We start from the raw sequence: 22,484 nt of genomic DNA on the forward strand, positions 1-22,484 counted from the left end.
GACCCGTGCCACGTGCGCATGCCGTTCTCCCGCGCAGCAGCGATTCTTCTTCCCATCGTAATTGTCTGCAGTGGATGTCAGGTAGCCAGCACGGATGCAGCAGAAACTTCGGCCGTCAATCTCCTCACTCCAGCACTCCCGTCAACGCTCAATCCATTGGCAGGTTTTGATAACAACGGCATCGGAAAGATCAACGAATCCCTGTTTACTCTTGAAGGGGAACCGGACACCTTACCGAAGATCGTACCGTTGCTGGCGCAAGACGAACCAGCAATATCTGAAGACGGTTTGACCTGGAACATCACCTTACAAGAGGACATCAAGTTCAGCGACGGTACGCTACTTGATGCCGCAGACGTGGTTGCTAGCTACCAGGCCATCATGGACCCTCGCACGGCTTCTCCCCTCGCCGGAACCCTAGAGAACCTCGCAGAAGTCACTGCCCTGGACTCGCGCACTGTTCGCTTCCTGCTCCATGAACCTCAAGTCTCATTCAAAACCTCGCTGCTCATCGGCATTGCACCGTCGGAAAAGGTCGACGCTACAACACCCGTAAGCGAATCATCACTGAACCGCACACCCATCGGTACCGGCCCCTACACGCTGGAAAGTTTCGATAGCTCCTCACTCGTACTCAGTGCCAACGAGGATTACCGAGACGGTGCTCCCGCGGTGCGTAGAGTCTCCTACACTGAATCCAGCGACGACAATGCACGCACACAAGCTATGGCTGGCTCTGGCTACACGGGGACGGTATTACCTAGCCGGCTGGCAGCAAGCTTTGCCCAACGCGACGGCTTTGAAGTGATCAGTGCTTCCAGCGCTGACTGGCGCGGCATTTCACTACCTGCAGACCACCCTTTCACCAAAGACCCTAAAGTCCGCTTAGCACTCAACTTGGCAGTTGACCGCGAGGAAATGATTTCTGGAGTACTTGCCGGAGCTGGTCGACCTGCCTACACCTTCGTGCCTCCCGAGTACGGAAAATATTACAATTCCCAGGCTATTTTTGAGCATGATCCACAGCGCGCGCGGCAATTGCTAGATGATGCGGGATGGGTCATCGGCTCAGACGGTGTACGCACGAAAGACACCCAACGCGCAGTATTCTCCCTGCTGTATAACCCTGGAGACACTCTGCGCAGAGACCTTTCCTTGGCATTGGCTTCCCAACTTGAAGCCTATGGAATCAAAATCTCTGTCGAACCCGCGACATTTGATCAAGCCGAACCACGTGTGGGCAAGGACGCCATCATGCTCGGTGGCGGTGACACACCCTACGACGTGGATACGCAGCTATATAAGATGCTGCATTCAAGCTATCCCGAGTCCGGCGCCTACTACGACAATCCCAGCCACTACGCGAACAAGGTCATGGATCAGGCACTACATGCAGGTCGAACGAGCACAGATCCCGAAACAAGGGCGGATGCCTACCAGAAAGTGCAAGAACTCTACGTCGAGGACCCGTCCATGTTGCTCCTCGCTTTTGTAGACCACAGCTACGTCCAGCGAAGTGACGTGCATCAGCAATGGAATACTTCCACCACGCTCCTCGAACCGCACGATCACGGGACCGCATGGGGGCCGTGGGCCAAAATCGGCCAATGGACCAGCAAGTGACAACAGGGATTTCAACACACCGCTGGAAAATGGTGGGATCGTTATTGATCCGCCGCCTCCTCGTAGCAATACCCGTCACCCTTGGGCTCACGGCAGTAGTTTTTGCCCTTGCCAGCATCGCGCCCTTTAACCCCTTGGCCAGCTACCTCGGTTCAAGCTATACACACACCAGTACTCAATTGCGCGAACAGCTCAACACAGAACTTGGATTTGATCGGTCCTGGGTTGATGCCTGGACTCATTGGATCTGGCACGCATTTCAAGGAGACTTAGGTACTTCCATCATCGCTGCACGCCCTGTGACCCAGGTGCTGGCCGAACGTATCCCCTTTACGGTATTACTCACTATCAGCGGGTTGCTCACGGCTATCGTGCTTGCGCTGGTACTCTCATTGGCCGCAGCCAAATATCAACATGGGATTATTGACCGGCTGACCCTGGGCATCGCTCAATTAGCACAGTCGCTCCCAGTATTTGTGGTGGCATTGATAGCCATCGGACTGATCGCCCTTCCACTGGGCTGGCCAACTGGGGGAATCGCCGCAGCAGGGATGGCACCGACTACTGGATCGGTGGTGACCCACCTGCTTCTGCCCTCCAGTGTCCTTGCCTTGAGTTTATTGCCGTGGCTGCTTTTGAACTTGCGTTCATCACTCTTTGAAGCCTTGGAATCCGATTCAGTACTTGCCGCACAGGGACGTGGGGCGTCCAATATTCTGATAAGAGAAGCCCTACCTCAAGCGTTGCTGCCGTTTATCTCGGTTATTGGATCCCGCATTGGTGAGCTGATCACCGGTGCTCTCATTGTCGAAACGATATTTGCATGGCCCGGAATTGCCTCGGCAGTCATTGCTTCAGCTATTGCTGGAGACTTTGCGTTGCTCGCTGCAGTCACCGCAAGCTCTGCGCTCGCCGTGTTCGTGGGTAATGCTCTGGCGGATGCTGCCTACCTGATCGCTGATCCGAGGGTAAGCCATGCGTAGATTCCGCTTCTCAATTATTCCCGGCATCATCTGCGTAGTACTGCTAGCCTATGCCTGGTTAGCACCGCTTTTGGGTCCGGTCACTGCTGACACTGTGAACCTAGGTTCCGTATATCAAAGCCCGAATGCAACGCATGTCTTTGGAACCGATCAGTTAGGGCGAGACGTGTGGGTACGCACCGCGGCCGCGCTACGAGTTTCACTTCTGATGGCGTTGGGCGCAGCAGTTTTTTCAACGCTCTTGGGAGTCCTCGCTGCGGTAATGGCAGTGACCTTTGGGCGAGTAGTTGACGGTATCATCAGTCGATCCATTGATGGCCTTAATGCCATACCGCATCTGTTGTTATCCGTGGTGATCCTAGCGTTATGGCCCGGGCAAATCTGGGCCATCATCATCTCTATTGCGGTCACTCACTGGACACAGGTTGCACGAGTTCTGCGGGCTAAATTGCTGGCTGAACGCGAAAGTGGGTACGTCAAGCTCAGCGCGGCAACGGGTGCCAGTACGGTAGCGCTGTGGCGAACCCATCTGATTCCGGCGGTACTGCCCCAGATTGGAATTGGATTTGCCCTCCAGATACCGCACGCGATGTGGCATGAATCAGCGCTGTCATTTCTTGGAGTAGGGCTTCCTGCCCAGTCTGCTTCTCTTGGATTGCTTCTTGAAGATGCACGCAGTGGAATTCTGGCTGGCACTTGGTGGCTATTATTGTTCCCCTCTGCCGTGCTCGTACTTGCCTGTTGGGCCATAGCCGGGCTGCTCCGACCCAGTACCGCGCGCCGACCTCTGCATCGCTCACGGCGCAAGAATTTGCGCCACGACTTTTGCGCCGTTGCCGAGTCCCAAGAAGTTTTCACAGCAGGAATCAGCGCCAGAGCCACGATCACAGCAGATGAAGAAGTCCTCGTTAACGATGTACATATCAGTGCTGCACCTGGAGCTATCGTTGCCCTCATGGGTGTATCTGGTGCCGGGAAAACCCTCTTCTTGCGGGCCGTCGCTGGCCTCTTGCCCGGTTCGCTGTCGGCCTCCACTCAGGTGAGGCTCAACGGGCGGTCCTGTAATAACGCCCGCCAAGGAAAAATGTTGGGGAAGGGTTTGGTGTTCATCCCCGGATCAGCGAGCACCGCGCTGAACCCGGTACGCACGATTCGCCAAGCACTCAAAAGAACCTTTCGCGACCATGCGCGCGTGGCCACAGGTCAGCAATTGGAACGATACTGGCGGCAATTTAACCTGGAAACAGACCTGTTAGATAGATATCCCCACCAGTTATCCGGTGGACAGGCTCAGCGCGCACTACTGGCGCTGGGTTTAGTGGGGAAACCTGCCTGCATTTTGCTAGATGAACCCACGAGCGCTCTTGACGAAGATACCCGAAGGGCCGTCAGCGACATGCTGCGTACCACCGCTGAGAAGGGAACCATCATAGTGATGGTGACCCACGACGTTGAACTAGCTGAACAGCTGGCTACCGTCATTTACACCATCCACGGTGGCGAATTGGTACCTACACGGTCGGCGCACAATGGTTAGAGAGCGTGAACAATGAGTCTAAAACTGGAATCGGTGACATTGAACCTGGCGGGGCGTCAGGTTCTTCCCCCGACAACTCTGAACGTTCCAGCTGGTCGGCTTGTAGGTCTGACGGCGCCATCAGGTGCGGGGAAAACCAGTCTGATCTCTCTGGCAGCATTGCTGCAGCGTCCAACAAGCGGTCGGATCATTTTGGACGGAGTCCCTGTTCCATCAGAGCTTCCTACGGCAAGAATACTGGTGGCCCTGCGTCAACAAATCGGGGTCCTGCCACAAAACCCGCGAAGTTTTGCCGATCCTCGACTCACATTGGCAGAAACCATCACCGCTCCCCTAGCCTTCCGAGATCACCGGTCACGGCCAGCTCCACTACGCTATCAAGAGCAGTTGCTTGACCTAGCCAGGCAAATGCGCCTGCCTGAATCATTACTCTCTCGACTACCGTCGCAAGTTTCTGATGGTCAGCTGCAACGCGCCTTGATGGCTCGGGCACTGAGTTTAAGTCCACGAATACTGCTCTGTGACGAGCCAACCTCGGCACTTGACCCCACTACCACGGCGGCCATTTTCCAAGTGTTACGCGCTGCTGCGGACAATGGAGTCTCAGTGCTCGTAGCCTCACATGATCGCAGTTCGTTGGTCCAGTACTGCGACAAGGTCGTAGCCCTTTCTGAACTACAGCTAAACAATTGAAGCTAATATTTTCGTAGTTCAACTGGTTCTTGGGCGCGAAGGCGTTGACGCAGTGAATTAACAATGCATAGCAATACGGTGGAGGCTGATTCGGTTGACGTTCCTAGGGTTCGAACTGAGAGCCCTGAGGTAGCCGTCATGGAGATTCCGACATGAACAGGTTCATCTTGTTGCGCCGCCACCGCATAAGCGTCTTCTCGAAGACCCTCAACCATGGTGGTTTCAATCCGTGAATCCACAGCAAGCAACATGCCCACGTGTGTAAAGCCTTGCAAATATAGGAGTGATTCCACGTCTTGATCCTGCGGCTCAACCAGCAAGTTATCCAAGACCATCAAATTTCCATCAACATACACTTCGGTGCGCATCCGGATTCGGTGATATTTAAAAGGTTGCCCGTCTGGGCTCCAACCAGGTGTAATGATCTCGCACAAGACTAGGGAACTGGAGTCTTGCATCCGAACGACGGTTTTTTGCCGATAACTAGCATCGCGGTAGGCGATCAATTGGTCAGGTAGGTATTCCAGGACCGCATAAGCACCCAACTCAATATTCAGCTGTGACTGAGCTTCGCCTTGTGGCGTGCGATAAATCTTTGTCGCAGACTGAGTGGTGAGCAACAAGCTGGCCTGTTCACCAACGTCGATGCCAATACGATACCTGTCTGCCCCGAGGTAGCCACCGCCAGGATTGACGACCGTATAACAAACTTGGGCGGTGTTATCGAGATAGTGAGGGCGGAGCACACGCAATGCGCCCTGATGATACTGACTGGTGGCAATGTCCTTGCCCGCCCTGCGCTCAATCCGCAGATCAAGCTCACCGGTGAGTCTTTGCTTGATCACTAGGCAAGATCCGTCATCAGAACATCGTGCTTCAGCCACGCAATGACGTGCTCTAGTCCGGTGTCCGTTTTCAGGTTGGTGAAGCAGAACGGTTTGTCTCCACGGAACTGTTTTGAGTCTGACTCCATTACCGAAAGATCCGCACCGACATATGGAGCCAGATCAGTCTTATTAATGATGAACAGGTCAGATTTGATCATTCCCTGCCCTGCTTTGCGTGGAATCTTCTCTCCTTGGGCCACATCAATAATATAGATGGAAAAGTCCACGAGTTCTGGCGAGAACGTCGCTGAGAGGTTGTCTCCTCCAGATTCAACGAAGATGACTTGGAGATCTTTGTGCTTCGTTTTTAGCTCCTCGATCGCGGCGGCGTTCATTGAGGTGTCTTCGCGAATAGCGGTATGTGGGCATCCACCGGTCTCAATGCCAACGATTCGGTCCAAAGGCAGCACACCGTTGGCAGCCAAAATTTTGGCGTCTTCAATGGTGTAAATGTCGTTGGTAATTGCGGCCATGGAGATTTCTCCGTCCAAGGCTCTGGTGATGCGCTCAATAAGTTGAGTCTTGCCGGCACCGACCGGGCCGCCGATGCCGATACGAATTGGTTCCATAGTATGTTCCTCAAATCTCAGTTGGGACCGTGAAAACGGTCAAAGTGAAGGCCTTGGTTAAGACATAAACATTCGGGCGCGCTGATGCTCGTGGCGCATTTGCGCTATTTCCAAACCGGGTGTCGCTAGGCCTAAGTCTTGATCATCCAGAGTGAAAATTTTTATGACAGCTGCGTTGACTGTCCCGTGCATTTCTCGAATGACTCGTTGCCCTGCGTCCTGTCCCAGCGGAATAGCACGGATAGCGTTTTGAGTCAGACTTGTCGCGGTAGAAAACAAGTAACTACTCAGCGCGTCAGCAAGTGGGGCTCCCGCCCCACGTGCGGCTAGTGCGTAGGCGATGGCAGGATGGCCGGAACAGTTTCCCGTTTGGATCGCTTGCTGATAACTGTGCAGTGCTGGCACAGGAAATCCTGCCAACGCCACGGCGAGCATTCGGGCACCCATTTTTTGCGCAGCCATCCGTAGTTGACGAGGCAGAGCTGCTGCGTGAATCAGTCGGTCCAGTTCAATGATGCGTTGATCATCTTGGGCTTCGAAGGCAAGGCGTAAAAGCAAACCATCGGTATATGTCAGTGACTGCTCCAAAAACAAGCGTAGCCATAGGGCAAAACTCGATTCGTCGCGAACGTGCCCTGATTCCAGATAGGATTCCATCCCGAAAGAATGACTAAAAGCACCCGTTGGTAAAGCCGAGTCCGATAACTGCAATAGCGTCAGCAGGTGGCCGGAACTAGTGGGTGTGTTCTGCATGACGGAATGGAACGGGCATGACGCGTTCCTGTCGCTCATAAACAGCATTGTGATGCTTGAGGAAATCTTCCACAGTGTGGTCATACTGCACGACCATTACCTCAGCGCCGTATTCCGAATCGGTGTCAAAGAATTGGGCCTGCAGATGACGATTTCCCAATGAATGCGCAATAAAGCCCATCTCAAAGATCGACTTCGGGGCAATAACGAGGACATCGGTAGGCAAGACTGAGACGGTAATGAGGTCCTCATCGGAGACATACAAGACGTCGCCGTCGCGTAGGTCCGGACCAGGGGTCAAGCGAAGACCGAGTTCACGCCCATGATCGGTAGTTACTCGTTGGATTCGCTTGACCAGTGCTGAACTGGGCAGAACTACTTTCTCGTGATGCCGCCCTTCAAGTAGCCCACTGCTCTCCTCATGGATATTGCCCACGAGTTTTTCAATAATCATCGTTCTCCTTCAGATTTTTCCCGCAGCAATTAGAACAAGAAGTATCGCTGTGTCATGGGAAGTTGCGCCGAGGGCTCACAAGTGGCGAGCTCGCCGTCAACAAAGACCTCATAGGTTTGGGCGTCGACCTTGATGTCCGGTGTGTTCCCATTAAATTTCAGGTCAGCTTTGGTCAGGTCTCGAATTCCACTGCAGGCGCGGATCACTTTTCTCAGTCCCAGTTTTTGCGCAACTCCATCTTCGATAGCCGCTTGAGACATGAAAGTTATCGAACTTTTGTAGACGGCGCTGCCCATCGACCCAAAGCTCGGTCGCAAAGTGCGCGGCTGCGGTGTGGGAATAGAGGCGTTGGAGTCTCCCATGATCGATTGAACGATCAGTCCACCTTTAATGATCAGGTCCGGTTTGACTCCGAAAAAGGCCGGATCCCACAGTACGAGGTCAGCAAATTTTCCTTCTTCGACGCTACCGATTGAGTCCGAGATGCCATGGGCTATAGCAGGGTTGATTGTGTATTTTGCAACGTACCGCTTGAGCCGTTCGTTATCCCCCACTTTGGGGTCACCCGGCAGTTTGCCGCGCTGGCGTTTCATTGCGTCGGCCACTTGCCAGGTTCGAAGCACCACTTCACCGACGCGGCCCATTGCCTGAGAGTCTGACGAGGTAATCGAGAAGACGCCCATGTCGTGTAAGACGTCCTCGGCTGCGATTGTCTCGGGACGGATGCGAGAATCCGCAAAGGCGACATCTTCGGGAATATCCGGGTTGAGATGGTGGCACACCATCAGCATGTCCAAGTGCTCGTCCACGGTGTTGCTTGTGTACGGCAGCGTTGGATTCGTGGAAGCTGGAATAACGTTGGGTAATCCTGCCATTCGAATGATGTCCGGCGCGTGCCCACCGCCTGCGCCTTCGGTGTGAAATGTGTGAATTACTCGCCCGGCGATGGCTGCGATCGTATCCTCAACAAACCCACACTCGTTCAAGGTATCGGTATGAATTGCCACCTGAACGTCGTACTGATCGGCGACCCGCAGTGAGGTGTCAATTGACGAGGAGGTAGCGCCCCAGTCCTCATGAATTTTCAGCCCAATGGCTCCAGCACGGATTTGCTCAACCAATGGGGCTTCGTTGCTGGCATGTCCTTTACCTAAAAACCCGATGTTGATCGGTAAGTTCTCGACTGCCTGTAGCATTCGAGAAATATTCCACGGCCCGGGCGTCAGGCTTGTTGCTTTGGTCCCTTCTGCCGGTCCAGTTCCGCCACCAATCATGGTGGTTGTGCCATTGGCTAGAGCGGTCTCGACTTGGCCAGGCGAGATGAAGTGAATGTGCGTGTCGATGGCTCCGGCGGTGAGGATCTTGTGTTCGCCTGCAATGACTTCAGTCGCTGCGCCAATAATGATGTTTACGCCGTCGGAAATATCCGGGTTACCGGCCTTTCCGATTTTAAAGATGTGCCCATCACGTAGTGCCACGTCGGCTTTGTAAATTCCTGAGTAGTCCAAAACTACGACGTTGGTGATGACGGTATCTGGGATTTGCTGATCTCTGGTGAGTCTGCCGTTTTGCCCCATGCCATCACGGATGACTTTTCCACCACCGAAGACAACTTCTTCACCGTAATTGGTGTAATCGTGTTCAATTTCCAAGATCAGCTCAGTGTCAGCCAAACGGATACCGTCACCGGTAGTTGGTCCGTACATTTCTGAATACTGCTTACGCGACATGTTGAAGCTCATGCTTTATGCTCCTGATCTTTAGTAGCCGGCTGATCCAAGGGTCCAGCAACCTGATCACGGAAACCGTGGACTTGGCGAGCACCAGAAAACTCGACCAGCTTTACCGTACGGGCATCTCCGGGTTCGAATCTCACGGCGGTGCCGGCTGGGATGTCCAGTCGGAATCCTCGCGTCGCGTCCCTATCAAATTCGAGCTGAGCGTTCACCTCAGCAAAATGAAAGTGCGAGCCGACTTGCACGGGCCTATCGCCACGATTAATTAGTCGTATCTCTAGCGTCTTCTGCTTTTCGTTGCAAAGAATTGGTTCATCTCGAAGGATGTACTCTCCCGGAATCATCGTCCGTGCCTTTCAGTTTCACCAAAATTAGCGAATGGGGTTATGGACCGTGACAAGTTTTGTCCCGTCCGGGAAGGTCGCTTCAACTTGCACGTCGTGAATCATCTCTGGGATTCCCTCCATCACGTCTTCACGGCGCAAGATGGTAGTGCCGTAGCTCATCAGCTCGGCGACTGTTTTGCCGTCGCGTGCGCCCTCGATGAGTTCATAGGTGATGATGGCAATTGATTCGGGGTAGTTCAGTTTCAGCCCACGTTCTTGTCTTCGGCGCGCAAGATCCGCTGCTACGACGATCATGAGCTTTTCTTGCTCTCTCGGCGTCAGATGCATTAAAAAATCTCCCCAATCAAGAGTTACTTGGCGGCTTCACATTGGTACTCGAGAGCGGCTAAAACTAGCCACGAGGGGTGTGAATATGGCAACAATAGCAGACCTTTTCTTTTGCGTCGGTAGGGACTTTTTCGGGTCATAATAGACTCCTTGACATAAATTATTTCCCCAAGACAGGCATCATTTTACGGCCATAACGTTGCTGGTCACGGCATGTCTGTTTCGACCAAATTAAAAGTGCATTACATCCAGATTCAGTTGACGTCGCTAGAAAACACAACTGCTCCCCCGAGTCACGCTGGCGCGCGCAGTCGCCATTGCAAGTTCGAGGAGCAGTTTGAAAGAAATTTCTTGGGTGATTTCAGGGCGTTATTCGACGAGCTTTCCCTCTTGAGAGACTTCGGTAATCAGAGAAGCAATTTCGGCAGGTACCTGAGGAATTGACTCACGGACAATCCCCTGTGGCGACCAGACCAGATTTACCTGGAGGTCGGGGTCAGTCAGAGGATAGTCACTACGGTTATGGCAGCCACGGGTTTCCTTACGTTCCAGAGCTGACTCCAAGGTGGCCCGGGCCGCCAGTACAGAGGACTTCAAATCAAATGCATGGCAAAGATCTTGGAATCCGGCAATATCAGGATGGATTCCGATATTCTGCATGCGCTGTTCAATCACACTCAACTTTTCCAGGCCAAGCTGAAGACCAGCTTCATCGCGTACTACACCTGCATGAGCGGTCATCACGTCGCGGATTGCTCGCTGCAGGCTTCGAACGTTCTCTTCACCATCCGCTGCAACCAATTCTTGGACAGACTGCCGTGCATGGTCGATTGCCTCCTGAGAACGTTGGTGTGCAGTCAGTGAACGTGAATAGTTGGCAGCCTCCTGACCAACAATCCGGCCAAATACCAGTAGTTCAATGAGGGAGTTACCACCCAAGCGATTGGCGCCGTGCAGCCCTGAAGAGGCTTCCCCAATGGCGTAGAGTCCCGGGACTTCTGTTGCATGCGTGAGGGGGTCAACCCATACTCCACCCATGGAGTAGTGTGCGGTGGGTGCGATTTCGATCTTTTGTTGGGTGATATCGAGCATCTGTTCTTCCAACATGGTCTGGTACACGCGCGGCAACCTGGACATGATGGTCTCACGAGGTAGATGCGAAACGTCCAGCCACACTCCTCCCTTCTCCGTGCCACGGCCTTCACTGATTTCTGTGTAGGCTGCCAGTGCTACTCGATCCCTGGTGGACAGTTCCATACGCTCTGGATCGTAGCGTTCCATGAAGCGCTCTCCCAGGGCATTTGTGAGAATTCCACCTTCACCGCGGGCCGCTTCAGAAATCAATGTTCCTGCGACTGATTCTGGTTCGATGATGCCCGATGGATGGAATTGTACGAGTTCAGCATCGCGCAACCGTGCGCCGGCTTCGACAGCTAGACGGAACGAGTCACCGGTGTTTTCGTCGCGGCGTGAACTACTGCGACGCCAGATTCGGTTGTGTCCGCCGGCGGCAAGGATCACCGCGTCGGCGTGGATCAGATAACCAGTGCCGTCATTGACATCGAAGCCGTAGGCGCCGAAAATTTGTCCCTCGGCTACGAGTAATTCGGTGATGTAGACGGAATCCAGGACTGGGATTTGCAATTGTTCTGCTCGTCGAATCAGTGTTCGCTGAATCTCTAGTCCCGTGTAGTCACCAGCGAATGCCGTACGACGGAATTTGTGTGCCCCGAAGAACCGTTGCGAAATTCGCCCGTCTTGTTCACGGGCGAAGTTCATGCCGTAGCGTTCTAAATCTTCGATGCCTCGGCCAGCACCTTGAGCGACAACCTGAACCGTTCGTGGATCAGCCAGGTAGTAACTTTCTTTAATGGTGTCCGCGGCATGTTGCTGCCAGCTGTCTTCTTCGTCCATGGTGCCCAGTGCTGCATTGATGCCGCCGGCAGCCAATGACGTGTGCGCATCATGTTTTGGGCGCTTGCCAACTGCAAGTACATCGGTGCCTAGTTCTGCCAGTTCGATGGCTGCTCGCAGACCTGAACCGCCGGTTCCGATGACGAGCACTGAAGTGGATATCTGCTGTTCTTTTCTCATGTTTCCCAGCATCTGCCGGCATTCAGAATACGTCCAATGAATTATCGGAATGATTACGATAGCGATAGGCTATATATATGAATTTAGAGCAGTTACGGGGCTTTATTACGATTGCCGAAGTGGGTCACTTCACACATGCCGCTGAGATTTTGCACCTCTCACAGCCATCATTAAGTCGCCAAATTTCCACTCTTGAACAAGAGCTCGGTTCCGAACTCTTTCATCGTGCACGCGGAAATATCTCCCTTACTTCAGCGGGCCAAGCGCTGCTTCCCCGAGCACGCCGCATGCTTGCTGACGAAGAAACCATTAGAAGTGAAATGGCGGATTTGGCTGGCCTACGTCGTGGACGTGTACGACTCGGTGCCCCGCCTACACTCTGTGTTTCGCTGGTTGCCGAAGTACTAGATATTTTTCGCGACAAATATCCTGGAGTGCAGTTACAGATTTCCGAGGGTGGATCACACCGTCTGCTGGAGCAGCTCGGTGGTGGCGAACTAGACCTTGCACTGATCGTGACTTCCGAACACGCAGTCAACGAAACCCACCTACAGAACCTGCCGTTATTCGAAGAAGAATTGGTGGTCATCGACTCTTTAGACCACCCGCACCTGCCTAAGGCTACAGAGCTGGATCTTCGTAGCCTCGCTCCGATTGATCAGTTGGCTTTTTCGCACAGTTACGACCTTCGCGCCAGTATCAGTCAGGCTTACAAAACGGCTGGGTTATCTCCAAATATTGTCGTAGAGGGTGGCGAAATGGATGCCGTACTGCGCTTTGTTCATCGCGGTCTGGGTGTGGCGGTAGTGCCCGCCACAGTGGCCCTAGAAACACCAGGTGTTCGCGCCATAGCCCTACGCGACCCGCAATTATCACGCACCATCGGATTGGCTCATCGCCGTGATGTTTCGCTCACCCGAGCCGCTCTCGCAATGCATGCACTGGTCGAGGGAACAGCAAAAACACTCACAACCAGGCATGAGCAGATTACGGAGCTACTCTGATTCCCAGATGCTGTGCCATGTCTTCGGCTAAAAGGCTGAGCTGAAGGGAACTGATTCGGGCACCACGCAGTGATTCCAGTCCTTCAACTTGGGCGAAATCTAGTCCTTGAAGATCAACGTCGCGAAGTTGTGCACCGATGCCGTTGAGCACCGAGGTTCGTGAGTCAATGAAGCTCACGCGCTGGATCTGGCCACCAAAATCAATTTCCTCGAATTGGCAGTTACGGAACAGAACATCACGAACCTTGGCGCGACGTAAATTTAGCCAGCCAAACTTGCAGTTCTCAAAGACCACGCCATCCAACTCGGCTTCGGCAAAGTCAGCCGATCCGAACCGACTGTGTGCCACACGTACATCATTAAAGAACGTTCCTGCCGCATTAAGAGATGGGGCACCGATTTGTTCCAATTCGCACTGCATCAGTCGGGCGTTACGTAGCGATTCAACTGCAACCGAGGTAAATCGGCATTCCTCAAGTCTGACTTCATCTGCCTGTACTGGGGCATCAAGATTCGCGAATTCCAAGAGTTCTATGTATTGGCCACTACTAATATCCCCCGCATACCCCGAAGCCAATTCTGGCAGCTTAAATGTGCGAATTTTGGGGTTCACGTGGCACGTCCTTAAGGAGATACGGGTTTCTTACCAAGAGTTTCGACAATATCATTTAGCGCTGGAGCCAGTTGCGGCCAAGTGAACGAATAGCCAGTATTTTGCAGTTTCTCTGGTAATGCCCACCGCGATTTGAGAAGCATCTCAGGCTCGACACGGAGCAAAAACATCGCGGGTTCTAACATCCATCGATATACAGACAGGCCATATTTTCTTCCTACCGCTCGGCGTAAATCAGCCATGAGTTCGTAATTCATAACGGGATTCGGAGAGGCCAAATTAACGGGCCCCGTAATTTCCGAATGATCAATGATGTGCCATATGGCCCCAAGAACATCATCGACATGAATCCAACTAAACCGTTGCTTGCCTCCAGTTCGATACCAGGCGCTACGTTCCGACCCACTGGGATCCGGTCCGATGCCTCGGTATCGTCGATGCGAGGGCCACCAGCTGTCATGCTGTGTCCCGCCTAGTCCAAAGCGGGCAATCGTCAACAACTTACGAGTGGCTGGTCCATCCCCAAGCACGATCGCCATCCGCAATGCGACACGTCTAGTGTTCGCTAGGTGTCCGGCGAAGAATTCGTTTTCCCAATTGCGAGCAACGTCTACAGAAAACCCTGCGCCGATTCGCCCACTGGACTCGGTATTCGGTTCGTTCATGCTGTGCTCATAGATGGTGGCAGTTGATGCATTCAGCCAGAGCGCAGGAGGGTTCGTCGCGCCGACAACTGCAGCATGCAGTGATCTTGTCGTTTCCACGCGCGATGACAGAATCTGTTCACGCGCCGTATCCGTGTAACGGCATCCGACATTTTTGCCTGCCAGATTAATGAGCAACTGCGCACCATCAACCAACCTGAGAATGCCAGGTTCATCATTCCAGGAGACATCCGCTGTTGCTTCGCGGCCAATAGTAGAAACGCGATAGCCTGCGGTTTGCAATTCAGCGATCAATCGTTGACCAATAAACCCACTAGCTCCCGCTACAACTGCCCGCTGCCCGTCATCGCTCACGGTGCCTCCTGCTGTTTAAAAGTCGTTGATCACCAGTTTCTTCATGTTGATCATATGCTCGAAAGCTCCGGGGCGTTGCATGAGCTCGCCCATGTTGGACGGTACGATCTGCCAACTAACCCCAAATTTATCGGTAAGCCAGCCACAGGCTTCTGCCTCTGGCACAGCCGACAGGGCTTCCCATACTCGGTCAATTTCTTCTTGGCCTTCACACGGCCATTCCAACGAGACACCCGGGGTGAAGGAGAATCCTTGGGCGACGCCCGAGTCCATTGCAGCCACTTTGTCCTCACCCAATGAGAATTGTGCGAACATCAGCGAATCCGCGGTGGCGACCTCGGTGGCTTGCCCATAGGGGAAGGCGCTGTCTAGTTTGGCGCCAAGGACTTCACCGTAAAATTCGATAGCTTCGGCAGCCCGGTTTTGAGCCACACCACCAAACATGAGGCACGGCATCATTCTGGTCGAATCGGGAACAGGCTCAGCGGATTCCATCAGCTGCCAGGAGACTCCAAATTTATCGGTCACCCAGCCATACCGTGTACTGAATGGGTAAGCATCGAGCGGCATGAGCGCACTGCCACCCTCCGATAATGCTGCCCACGTGGCATCTAAAACGTCACGCTCATCGGCATTGAAGCTCAAGATAATTGAAATCGAGGCGTTCGGTGAGAATTCCGGTCCTGCATTGATGAGCGTTATTTTTGTTCCACGGACCCATACCGAAACGGTTAGCGGCAAGCCAGCGAGCGGTTGTTGGAATTCCAGAAGCCCTTCTGTTGGATAGCGTGATTCAATTTCTGTTCGGGCGTCCGGCAATGCTGCAGCGTAGAACTCCCCCGCTTCCTCCGCTGTTCCTTGCATCCATAGATTGACGGTGAGCTTTTGCATGACAGAACCTCTCGGATAGCTGAATGACGATTTCAAGGTATCGCGTAGATCAAGTCAACAACAGAGCGAACAGGAAATTGTTAGCTCGGATTCACCACGGGGTTTGCCACAGTTTGCCTAAACCGATAATGGGGTGTCAGTCTGCGCCGAGCAGCGCAAGTATCCGCAAAAGAACCACCGTCAGATTGGGACCCGCTTCCAAACACTGCTACACAAAAAATTCTGCTCGTGGGCGCGAAGAACGGCCGCTCATAGCGATGCCCCTGCACCGCAGGCATGCAGGAGAACAATGAGATCCCGGGGAGAAATCGTCCCCGTTTTCCTATTCCTCCAATGGCACAACGTACCAAACGTAGTAGTTTTTGCCGACATTCCAATGTCCATTCCGTACAGGTTTGAGGGTTAACCTTGAAAGACTGACCACCATCTTTGAAAGGACCAACGTGCGCATTGATCGCTTGGACGCGGACCTAATTGAGCTTCTTACGGATTCCCCCATGCTGCCAGTGATGGAATGCGCACGACGCCTGGGAGTAGCTCGTGGCACTGTCAGTAGCCGGCTTGCAAGGCTTCACGAAGCCGGAGTAATTCGTGGAATTATTCCTCGCATTGAACCTGCAGGTTTCGGTTATACCCTCGTGGCTTTTTGCCAGGTAGAGATCATCCAGCGCGACGGACACGTCCGAGTCTCTTCCGCGTTAGAAGACTCGATCCCTGAAATCGTCGACATGTACACGGTGACCGGAAGTTCTGATTTGCAGTTGCGCGTGGTGGCCCGTACGGCCAATGATTTGCAAGATATTTTTGACCGGATCAATCGAGTACCTGGCGTAGCAAGAACTTCTTCCTCATTTGCCCTGCATGAGCACTTTCAGGGACGCACACTGCCATTGGTTAATGCATGCGCCAACTCAGCGGCATCCTTGGATAAGACTGTACAGAATGACTAGTAGAATGGACGGATAGGCAATTACTGCTATGCAACCTGCATAGAACAGCCGGCGTCAATTGCACCGCAGATTTGATCGACCTACAGTCGATGATTGTGAATCGCGACACGCGAGAATATGAGCAGGGCCACCTTTGAAACTTTCAATGCAGGGCTTTGCTGTTTAAACGATTGTCAGCTTCAAGCAGTTGTGGCAGTCAGAGAGGAAAGTTATGACCCTTCACCAGCGTCCTTCCCTGCAGGAGGTCCCGGCTTACAAGCAGGGGAAGCCCGCACCCGCTGGAGCTTCAAAACTCTCATCTAATGAATCACCGCATGCACCGTTGCCTTCAGTGATCTCCAGCATTCAGGAGGGGCTCGCGAATATCCATCGTTATCCCAGCATTGCTGCACCACAGCTGACTGCAGCATTGAGCGAACAGTTCAACATCGCAGGCGAACACATCACTCTGGGCGCTGGTTCCGTGGAAGTCGCGGCACAGATCATCCACGCGGTTGCTGCCGAAGGCGATGAAGTAATGTATGCGTGGCGCTCATTCGAGGCCTACCCATCACTGGTGCGAATCGCTGGTGCCACCCCTGTCGAAGTTCCCCTTGATCACCAGTCACGTCATGACCTGCCAGCCATGCTGGATGCCATCACTGAGAAAACTCGACTCATATTCATTTGCAATCCAAACAACCCCACGGGAACGGTCGTTGAGGCAGATGCCCTAGACCAGTTCATCAACGCCGTACCGCGCAATATTTTGGTCGTAGTCGACGAAGCCTACGTACATTTTGACCGTTCAGCAGTTCGTGCGGATGGTGTTGAGCTCTTCCGCAAATACCCACATGTGGCAGTTCTCCATACTTTCTCGAAAGCCTACGGTCTTGCAGGGTTACGAATTGGGTATGCCATTAGCCCTCTGGAAGTCGCTGCAAACCTCCGCAAGGTCGCTGTACCGTTTGGCGTTTCTGACTTAGCTCAGCGCGCTGCAGTCGCGTCGCTGGCAGCCATCGATGAACTAGCTGTTCGCATCGAAGAGGTTGTGACTCAGCGTGAGCGCATGTATGAAGGTCTAGCTCAGGCCGGTTACCCCGTAGTGAAGTCCCAAGCTAATTTCGTATGGGTTGAAGCTGGCGATAATACTGTGGAATTAGAAGCTCAACTCGCGGCCGGCGGGGTCATCGTACGAGCATTCCCAGGTGACGGTCTACGCATTTCCTCCGGAACAGAAGAAGATGTAAATCGCGTGCTAGCTGCACTTCCTCAATCTGCGGCATTAGAGGTGGCCACCGCATGACCGCTGTAAAAAACACCGAAGAGCAACTACATTCAGGACTGACCCAACGCCAGATATCCATGATGGGCCTCGGCGGGGCTATTGGTGCTGGCCTTTTTGTCGGATCTGGGCAAGCTATTTCGATTGCCGGTCCCGCTGTTCTTATCTCTTATTTACTCGCTGGCACAGTCATCATCGTTATTATGGCTATGCTCGCAGAAATGGTTGCCGCGCACCCATCTTCCGGTGCCTTTAGTACCTTTGCGCATAAAGCCATGGGACGTAGTGCCGGGAGCACCCTGGGCTGGCTGTATTGGGTTCAATTAGTCGTCGTGATTGCGGCCGAAGCTACCGGAGCTGCGGCCATTACCGCTTCGTGGTTCCCATCTTTCCCACAATGGGCGTGGGTTCTCGGCTTCGTCGTGGTGCTCACCGGTGCCAATCTCTTGGGCGTTCGAAACTACGGTCGCTTCGAGTACTGGTTCGCAGTCATCAAGGTCGCTGCCATCATCGCATTCCTCATCTTTGGCGTGCTGGTACTTGCACATGTAATCCCCACCGCTGAGCCCGTCGGTTTCGGTAATCTTGGCGCCCACGGCGGATTCGCACCAGGTGGAATGGCTGGCATCGCAGCAGCCGTCTTGATTGTGATCTTCTCTTTCGGTGGAACCGAGGTCGTTTCGATCGCTGCCGCCGAGTCGAAAGATCCTGCAGGAAACATCAAGCGAGTGGTGAAGTCGGTGATGCTGCGCATCCTGTTCTTCTACCTCGGATCGATCCTGATTATCATCGCGCTGGTGCCATGGAATGATCCAGCGGTAGTCGAAGGACCATTCGCTGCTGCACTGGCAGTCATGCATATTCCAGGTGTAAGCCTGTTAATGAATGCCGTAGTGGTAGTTGCCTTGCTTTCGGCGATGAACGCTAATATTTATGGCTCATCACGCATGCTGTACTCGCTGGGTCAGCGCAAGCTGGCACCGCGTGGAGTCACCCATGTCACTGGTAAAGGTGTCCCGGCTAAAGCTGTCATCAGCTCAGTTGCCTTCTCGTTCCTGGCTGTTGGCTTGAACTGGATCTGGCCCGATAAGGTCATGCCAATCCTGTTGAATGTGGTGGGATCAACCATCATCATTATCTGGGCTTTCATCGCAGTCACTCAACTGATCTTGCGTCGACGTGCCGACCGTGCCGGTGAAAAACTGCCTTTGCGTTTGTGGGGTTTCCCCGGACTGTCCATTGCGACCATCGTAGTCTTGGCTGCAATTGTTGTTCTCGCCATGACCGATGCAGCAGCCCGCACGCAGCTTCTGCTCACCGGAGGATTGACCTTGGCGATCTGGATCATTTCCAAGATTGTTTTGCGTGATTCCTCAGAGAGCAACGACGATACCCTCGTCTAGACGATAGTAAGCGTCACCCTTGGCCTAGGTCTGATTCAGTTTTATGAATTGGACCTAGGCCTTTCTCTTAACCATTTCATTGATCCAAATTGGCGCAAAGGGTGAGATGCATCCGGGCGAGGTTGGATAGTCGGCAAGCACTTGAAGCTTGTCGCCTATCGTCAAGGCTCGATTGCGTAGGCTCTCGTGTTCGATTCCAATCTGTGCCAGCGTGGTATTCATCGCCCACTGCAGACGGTCTGGAGCATTGAACATCTGTGCTTCAATGGTGTCCAGTAACTCCGGAAGGTTCAGTTTTTCTGGGTCCTTAACCACTTGGTGTGCAGTAAGTTCCCATCCAGCTGCCAATTGAATCGGATCGTTGTCACTCATCAAGATCTGGCGTAGCTCTTCAAGCAGTTTGGTTTTCTTCACTATGTAGTTCAGGAACCAGCTTTGGACTTTAGGTGTGGTGGCGTCTTTGCTCCACTCATGCAACTGGTCCAATGTGAAACTGCGTGGCTTAGCAATCAAGAGTGCTACCAGACGGCTAGATGTTTCTTTCGTTTCCCATAGTTGTTCAGCCAACTGCTGGTTCGACTTCAATGACTTAGCTATCGCCCTGAGCTTGCCAAGGTTGACGCCGAAGTCATCACCGTGACGTTCATTGACGGCTCTCGATTTCGGGTCTTCCAGCGCTGCCAAGGCTTGTTGTATGTCAGCCACAGTACTTTCTGGGCTCAGCTCGTTACCCAACTTATCCTCCAACGTTTACGGAACTATAACGAGATTACAGGCTGTCGCAGTATGGTGCGCAGCTTACTTGATGCGACTTTTCTTGGGTCACCGAGATAGATCTCGTGGTGCTTACCGGTGGGTTGCAGACCGTGTCCAGGGATGAAGTTTTCATGCATCTGTTGAAGTACTGGTCCCTCATCGTCGTAGGCTCCAAGATGTAGCGTCTGAACGCTCTGTCCCTCATCTAAAGTATCGAGTCGGAGCTGATCCGCGCAGGGTAGATTTCGTTTCGACTGGGCTACTTGAATGGCATTTTCAACGTCTTGAGCGTTGTGCCATTCTGGAACCATCAGCATAAGCGTCCAGTACCATTTGTTCTTGTCTCGACGCGTGGTAAACGAAGCCATGTCCTCCGCCCACCATAGGCCTTCCAACGGTGGAACGACGTAATCGCGGCCGTCGTTTTTGCTCGCGAATTTCAGCTTGTACGCGACGGGGTAAATCGTTTCCAATGCCTGCGTGTATGCGGGCACGATATTGGGATCTCCTTGGCCATCGATCATGAGATATTGCGTGACCGGCAACCGTAGAATGCGGAATTCACCGTGTTTAGCCCGATAACCTTCGTTCACCCGTTTGAAATCAACTTTGACAGTCACTTTGCACGCTCCCCCGCAAAAACCAGTTTTAGAACCATTTGCGCCATTTGAAAACGCCGTATAGCGCGGCCGCGAAAACGAGCATGACTAATACGGCTCCAGGGTAGCCAAAGGCCCAATGAAGTTCAGGCATATGATCAAAGTTCATTCCGTAGATAGCGGCAATCAGGGTGGGGGCAAAGAGGATTGCAGCCCAGCCAGATATTTTCTTCATGTCTTCATTTTGTCGTTGGGCGACCAGAGTGGAGTTGACGTTCAAGATCTGGGACAGCGCATCGCGATATTCCGTCGCTTGGGAGTTAGCCCGGGTCAGGTGGTCCGTGACATCTTGCAAATAGGTTTCCAGTTCCTCCGGAACTGGATATTTTTTGAATCCGTCATCGAGCGACCTCACCACTTCAAGCAGTGACGCTGTGGAGTGAAGTACGTCGATGACTTCCTGGCTCAAGCGATAGATACGTTCGGTCACTGCGGCGTCTCCGCTGAACACTTGGCGCTCAATCTGCTCTTTATCAATGCCCAACCCATGCAGAACCGGGACGTAACCGTCGACAATTTCATCGAGAACCCGATAGAGCACCGCTTCAGATCCTAACTTCAAGAGTTTCGGATCTTTAAGCAGTAGCTGGTGCTTTTGCAGACTGCCATTGCTAATCGACTCGGCGAATTCGTGGCCGTCTGTACCGTCAATCCAGCGATGGTCCTGGCAAAGGATGGCGATGGATCCCTGACGAACGAGAATGTGAAACTCAGAGAGTTCCACTTCTTCTGCTTCATCAACGTACAGGGCGGATCGAACGACAAGTAAAAGAACTTCACCGTATCGTTCCAATTTGGGACGCTGTCGAGCATGTAAAAGATCTTCCACCAGAACGGGGTGTAGATCCCATGCCTCGGCAAGTTCTTGAATATCTGCCTCATCGGGAGTGGGGTACAACGACAGTGCGATGCGGTTCTTGCCGTCCATGCTGAATTGTAATGCTTCAACCGCAGTTATATTCGATGGTGCCGATTCGACGGCACCGTCATCAATAAAACGCACACGTTTTGAACTATGGTTCTGTTCCCGACTGATCCCTGCATGTTTTGCCCGGACAGTTCGTCTCTGAATTCGCGCCATGGTGCTCCTGCTTGAATGATTATTGTTCAAGTATCCCAAGTGAAACTGACTATACAGCGCATCTGACGAGGCCTAGAGTCTTAAACATCTCTCATGCTGTGCCATGTCATTCTCAGACCCACAAAACGTGCGATCTACTCTCCGCTATAGACACGACTATTTCTAGTCCGCTCCTTGCAATGTAGCGTGTGGACTTTCGATGCTAGTGGCTGCGTTGATAGCCAGGAATTTTAGGCAATGAGATTAGGTGAAAATACGCAAAAATCCCGAAATTCTTTTCTCAAGAATTTCGGGATTTAATTTGTGGAGGTAAGGGGATTCGAACCCCTGACCTTCTGCATGCCATGCAGACGCGCTACCAACTGCGCCATACCCCCAAAAGGATTGCTACCCTGATCAGGCAACTTCATAATCATAGATGACTACCTGATCAGGAAGCAAATTCACGATTACTGGTTCTGCCCAGCCGCTTCCTCTGGCAACTCAATCACAGGGCAATCTGCCCAGAGACGTTCCAGAGCATAGAAAACGCGATCTTCTTGGTGCTGTACGTGGACAACAACGTCACCGTAATCCAACAAGACCCAACGTCCCATGCCGAAGCCTTCACGACGAACGGGACGCATGCTGTACTCGTCCAAGACTTTGGCCTGGATTTCGTCAACGATTGCGTTCACCTGCGGTTCTGACCCACCAGAGACAATCAAAAAGGCGTCAGTTACGCCAAGGCGGTCGGCTACATCGAGCGCAACCATGTTTTCTGCCAACTTTTCAGAAGCAGCTTGAGCTGCAACCTTCACGAGGGCAATTGAATCTGCGTGTGCTCCCATTGAGTGGGGTG

General features: G+C 53.0%; 23 protein-coding genes and 1 tRNA gene. 8 read left to right on the forward strand and 16 right to left on the reverse strand.

The annotated features are described in order from the left end of the window. The first annotated feature begins 18 nt into the window (after positions 1–18). The 4 genes from QMQ05_RS08810 to QMQ05_RS08825 are packed head-to-tail and all read left to right on the forward strand — an operon-like array spanning position 19 to position 4,836. Positions 19–1,623 (forward strand): ABC transporter substrate-binding protein, encoded by a 1,605-nt coding sequence (locus QMQ05_RS08810; RefSeq protein ID WP_345474686.1) that lies wholly within the window; start codon positions 19–21, stop codon positions 1,621–1,623. Further along, a complete protein-coding gene (locus QMQ05_RS08815; RefSeq protein ID WP_345469316.1) occupies positions 1,620–2,606 on the forward strand; it encodes an ABC transporter permease in 987 nt (328 codons plus the stop codon). The genes QMQ05_RS08810 and QMQ05_RS08815 overlap by 4 nt, the downstream gene beginning before the upstream one ends. After that, positions 2,599–4,143 (forward strand): ATP-binding cassette domain-containing protein, encoded by a 1,545-nt coding sequence (locus tag QMQ05_RS08820; protein WP_345469318.1) that lies wholly within the window; start codon positions 2,599–2,601, stop codon positions 4,141–4,143. The genes QMQ05_RS08815 and QMQ05_RS08820 overlap by 8 nt, the downstream gene beginning before the upstream one ends. 12 nt (positions 4,144–4,155) lie before the next feature. Then, positions 4,156–4,836: an ATP-binding cassette domain-containing protein gene (locus QMQ05_RS08825; RefSeq protein ID WP_345469320.1), complete on the forward strand. Its 681-nt coding sequence runs from the start codon at positions 4,156–4,158 to the stop codon at positions 4,834–4,836. Between the two features lie 2 nt (positions 4,837–4,838). Here QMQ05_RS08825 and QMQ05_RS08830 read toward each other — a convergent pair whose 3' ends face one another. The 8 genes from QMQ05_RS08830 to QMQ05_RS08865 form a co-directional block, all read right to left on the reverse strand. Further along, complete coding sequence (locus QMQ05_RS08830) at positions 4,839–5,681, reverse strand: urease accessory protein UreD (RefSeq protein WP_345469322.1); 843 nt, start codon at positions 5,679–5,681, stop codon at positions 4,839–4,841. Beyond that, a complete protein-coding gene (ureG, locus tag QMQ05_RS08835) occupies positions 5,681–6,292 on the reverse strand; it encodes an urease accessory protein UreG (RefSeq protein WP_058254442.1) in 612 nt (203 codons plus the stop codon). The genes QMQ05_RS08830 and ureG overlap by 1 nt, the downstream gene beginning before the upstream one ends. 57 nt (positions 6,293–6,349) lie before the next feature. Further along, the gene (locus tag QMQ05_RS08840) at positions 6,350–6,949 is read right to left on the reverse strand and encodes an urease accessory protein UreF (RefSeq protein WP_331456908.1); all 600 of its coding nucleotides are present in this window, start codon (positions 6,947–6,949) and stop codon (positions 6,350–6,352) included. A 76-nt stretch (positions 6,950–7,025) separates the two neighbouring features. Further along, positions 7,026–7,499, reverse strand: a complete 474-nt coding sequence (gene ureE, locus QMQ05_RS08845) for an urease accessory protein UreE (protein ID WP_334122563.1) — start codon at positions 7,497–7,499, stop codon at positions 7,026–7,028. 29 nt (positions 7,500–7,528) lie between these two features. Further along, entirely contained in the window at positions 7,529–9,241 is a 1,713-nt protein-coding gene (ureC, locus tag QMQ05_RS08850; protein ID WP_345469328.1) for an urease subunit alpha, read from the reverse strand. Continuing rightward, positions 9,238–9,579, reverse strand: a complete 342-nt coding sequence (locus QMQ05_RS08855; RefSeq protein WP_345469330.1) for an urease subunit beta — start codon at positions 9,577–9,579, stop codon at positions 9,238–9,240. Before QMQ05_RS08855 ends, ureC begins: the two co-directional genes overlap by 4 nt. A gap of 27 nt (positions 9,580–9,606) precedes the next feature. Further along, positions 9,607–9,909, reverse strand: coding sequence for an urease subunit gamma (locus QMQ05_RS08860; RefSeq protein ID WP_334122560.1), 303 nt, complete (start codon positions 9,907–9,909; stop codon positions 9,607–9,609). A gap of 369 nt (positions 9,910–10,278) precedes the next feature. Beyond that, positions 10,279–12,003, reverse strand: coding sequence for an FAD-binding protein (locus tag QMQ05_RS08865; RefSeq protein ID WP_334122559.1), 1,725 nt, complete (start codon positions 12,001–12,003; stop codon positions 10,279–10,281). Between the two features lie 77 nt (positions 12,004–12,080). Here QMQ05_RS08865 and QMQ05_RS08870 point away from each other — a divergent pair, with 77 nt between their 5' ends. Next, complete coding sequence (locus tag QMQ05_RS08870; RefSeq protein ID WP_345469333.1) at positions 12,081–13,007, forward strand: LysR family transcriptional regulator; 927 nt, start codon at positions 12,081–12,083, stop codon at positions 13,005–13,007. Here QMQ05_RS08870 and QMQ05_RS08875 read toward each other — a convergent pair. From QMQ05_RS08875 to QMQ05_RS08885, 3 genes are all read right to left on the reverse strand, one after another. Continuing rightward, positions 12,991–13,620: a pentapeptide repeat-containing protein gene (locus QMQ05_RS08875; protein ID WP_345469335.1), complete on the reverse strand. Its 630-nt coding sequence runs from the start codon at positions 13,618–13,620 to the stop codon at positions 12,991–12,993. The two genes, QMQ05_RS08870 and QMQ05_RS08875, sit on opposite strands and share 17 nt — an antisense overlap. Positions 13,621–13,631: 11 nt before the next feature. After that, positions 13,632–14,579 carry an epimerase gene (locus tag QMQ05_RS08880; protein WP_345469336.1) on the reverse strand — a complete coding sequence of 316 codons (948 nt, stop codon included), beginning with the start codon at positions 14,577–14,579 and terminating at the stop codon, positions 13,632–13,634. A gap of 75 nt (positions 14,580–14,654) precedes the next feature. Next, a complete protein-coding gene (locus QMQ05_RS08885; RefSeq protein ID WP_345469337.1) occupies positions 14,655–15,530 on the reverse strand; it encodes a VOC family protein in 876 nt (291 codons plus the stop codon). A 443-nt stretch (positions 15,531–15,973) separates the two neighbouring features. Between QMQ05_RS08885 and QMQ05_RS08890 the strand changes: the two genes are divergently transcribed. From QMQ05_RS08890 to QMQ05_RS08900, 3 genes are all read left to right on the forward strand, one after another. Further along, the gene (locus QMQ05_RS08890) at positions 15,974–16,480 is read left to right on the forward strand and encodes an Lrp/AsnC family transcriptional regulator (protein WP_334122554.1); all 507 of its coding nucleotides are present in this window, start codon (positions 15,974–15,976) and stop codon (positions 16,478–16,480) included. A 211-nt stretch (positions 16,481–16,691) separates the two neighbouring features. Next, positions 16,692–17,765, forward strand: coding sequence for a histidinol-phosphate transaminase (gene hisC / locus QMQ05_RS08895; protein ID WP_345469339.1), 1,074 nt, complete (start codon positions 16,692–16,694; stop codon positions 17,763–17,765). Beyond that, a complete protein-coding gene (locus QMQ05_RS08900) occupies positions 17,762–19,147 on the forward strand; it encodes an amino acid permease (protein WP_345469341.1) in 1,386 nt (461 codons plus the stop codon). Before hisC ends, QMQ05_RS08900 begins: the two co-directional genes overlap by 4 nt. Before the next feature lie 54 nt (positions 19,148–19,201). Here the strand turns inward: QMQ05_RS08900 and QMQ05_RS08905 are convergent, their stop codons facing one another. The 5 genes from QMQ05_RS08905 to rsfS all read right to left on the reverse strand — a co-directional run bounded on the left by QMQ05_RS08905 (position 19,202) and on the right by rsfS (position 22,473). Further along, on the reverse strand, positions 19,202–19,882 hold the full coding sequence (locus QMQ05_RS08905; RefSeq protein WP_345469342.1) for a DNA alkylation repair protein: 681 nt from the start codon (positions 19,880–19,882) through the stop codon (positions 19,202–19,204). Between the two features lie 23 nt (positions 19,883–19,905). Next, positions 19,906–20,523: a GyrI-like domain-containing protein gene (locus QMQ05_RS08910; RefSeq protein WP_345469344.1), complete on the reverse strand. Its 618-nt coding sequence runs from the start codon at positions 20,521–20,523 to the stop codon at positions 19,906–19,908. 28 nt (positions 20,524–20,551) lie between these two features. Beyond that, positions 20,552–21,490, reverse strand: coding sequence for a magnesium and cobalt transport protein CorA (locus tag QMQ05_RS08915; RefSeq protein WP_345469346.1), 939 nt, complete (start codon positions 21,488–21,490; stop codon positions 20,552–20,554). Between the two features lie 457 nt (positions 21,491–21,947). After that, a tRNA-Ala gene (locus tag QMQ05_RS08920) sits at positions 21,948–22,020 on the reverse strand. Between the two features lie 72 nt (positions 22,021–22,092). After that, the gene (rsfS, locus tag QMQ05_RS08925; RefSeq protein WP_345469348.1) at positions 22,093–22,473 is read right to left on the reverse strand and encodes a ribosome silencing factor; all 381 of its coding nucleotides are present in this window, start codon (positions 22,471–22,473) and stop codon (positions 22,093–22,095) included. Positions 22,474–22,484 lie beyond the last annotated feature (11 nt).

Source organism: Glutamicibacter sp. B1 (genome assembly GCF_039602135.1).
Lineage (GTDB): Bacteria > Actinomycetota > Actinomycetes > Actinomycetales > Micrococcaceae > Glutamicibacter > Glutamicibacter ectropisis.

Excerpts from the sequence above, each read along its gene's own strand:
- ureG (WP_058254442.1), bottom strand. The coding sequence starts at position 6,292 with ATGGAACCAATTCGTATCGGCATCGGCGGCCCGGTCGGTGCCGGCAAG.
- ureC (WP_345469328.1), bottom strand. The coding sequence starts at position 9,241 with ATGAGCTTCAACATGTCGCGTAAGCAGTATTCAGAAATGTACGGACCA.
- QMQ05_RS08810 (WP_345474686.1), top strand. The coding sequence starts at position 19 with ATGCCGTTCTCCCGCGCAGCAGCGATTCTTCTTCCCATCGTAATTGTC.
- hisC (WP_345469339.1), top strand. The coding sequence starts at position 16,692 with ATGACCCTTCACCAGCGTCCTTCCCTGCAGGAGGTCCCGGCTTACAAG.
- QMQ05_RS08915 (WP_345469346.1), bottom strand. The coding sequence starts at position 21,490 with ATGGACGGCAAGAACCGCATCGCACTGTCGTTGTACCCCACTCCCGAT.
- QMQ05_RS08885 (WP_345469337.1), bottom strand. The coding sequence starts at position 15,530 with ATGCAAAAGCTCACCGTCAATCTATGGATGCAAGGAACAGCGGAGGAA.
- QMQ05_RS08855 (WP_345469330.1), bottom strand. The coding sequence starts at position 9,579 with ATGATTCCGGGAGAGTACATCCTTCGAGATGAACCAATTCTTTGCAAC.
- QMQ05_RS08860 (WP_334122560.1), bottom strand. The coding sequence starts at position 9,909 with ATGCATCTGACGCCGAGAGAGCAAGAAAAGCTCATGATCGTCGTAGCA.
- QMQ05_RS08870 (WP_345469333.1), top strand. The coding sequence starts at position 12,081 with ATGAATTTAGAGCAGTTACGGGGCTTTATTACGATTGCCGAAGTGGGT.
- rsfS (WP_345469348.1), bottom strand. The coding sequence starts at position 22,473 with ATGGGAGCACACGCAGATTCAATTGCCCTCGTGAAGGTTGCAGCTCAA.
- QMQ05_RS08900 (WP_345469341.1), top strand. The coding sequence starts at position 17,762 with ATGACCGCTGTAAAAAACACCGAAGAGCAACTACATTCAGGACTGACC.
- ureE (WP_334122563.1), bottom strand. The coding sequence starts at position 7,499 with ATGATTATTGAAAAACTCGTGGGCAATATCCATGAGGAGAGCAGTGGG.
- QMQ05_RS08820 (WP_345469318.1), top strand. The coding sequence starts at position 2,599 with ATGCGTAGATTCCGCTTCTCAATTATTCCCGGCATCATCTGCGTAGTA.
- QMQ05_RS08825 (WP_345469320.1), top strand. The coding sequence starts at position 4,156 with ATGAGTCTAAAACTGGAATCGGTGACATTGAACCTGGCGGGGCGTCAG.
- QMQ05_RS08865 (WP_334122559.1), bottom strand. The coding sequence starts at position 12,003 with ATGAGAAAAGAACAGCAGATATCCACTTCAGTGCTCGTCATCGGAACC.
- QMQ05_RS08840 (WP_331456908.1), bottom strand. The coding sequence starts at position 6,949 with ATGGAATCCTATCTGGAATCAGGGCACGTTCGCGACGAATCGAGTTTT.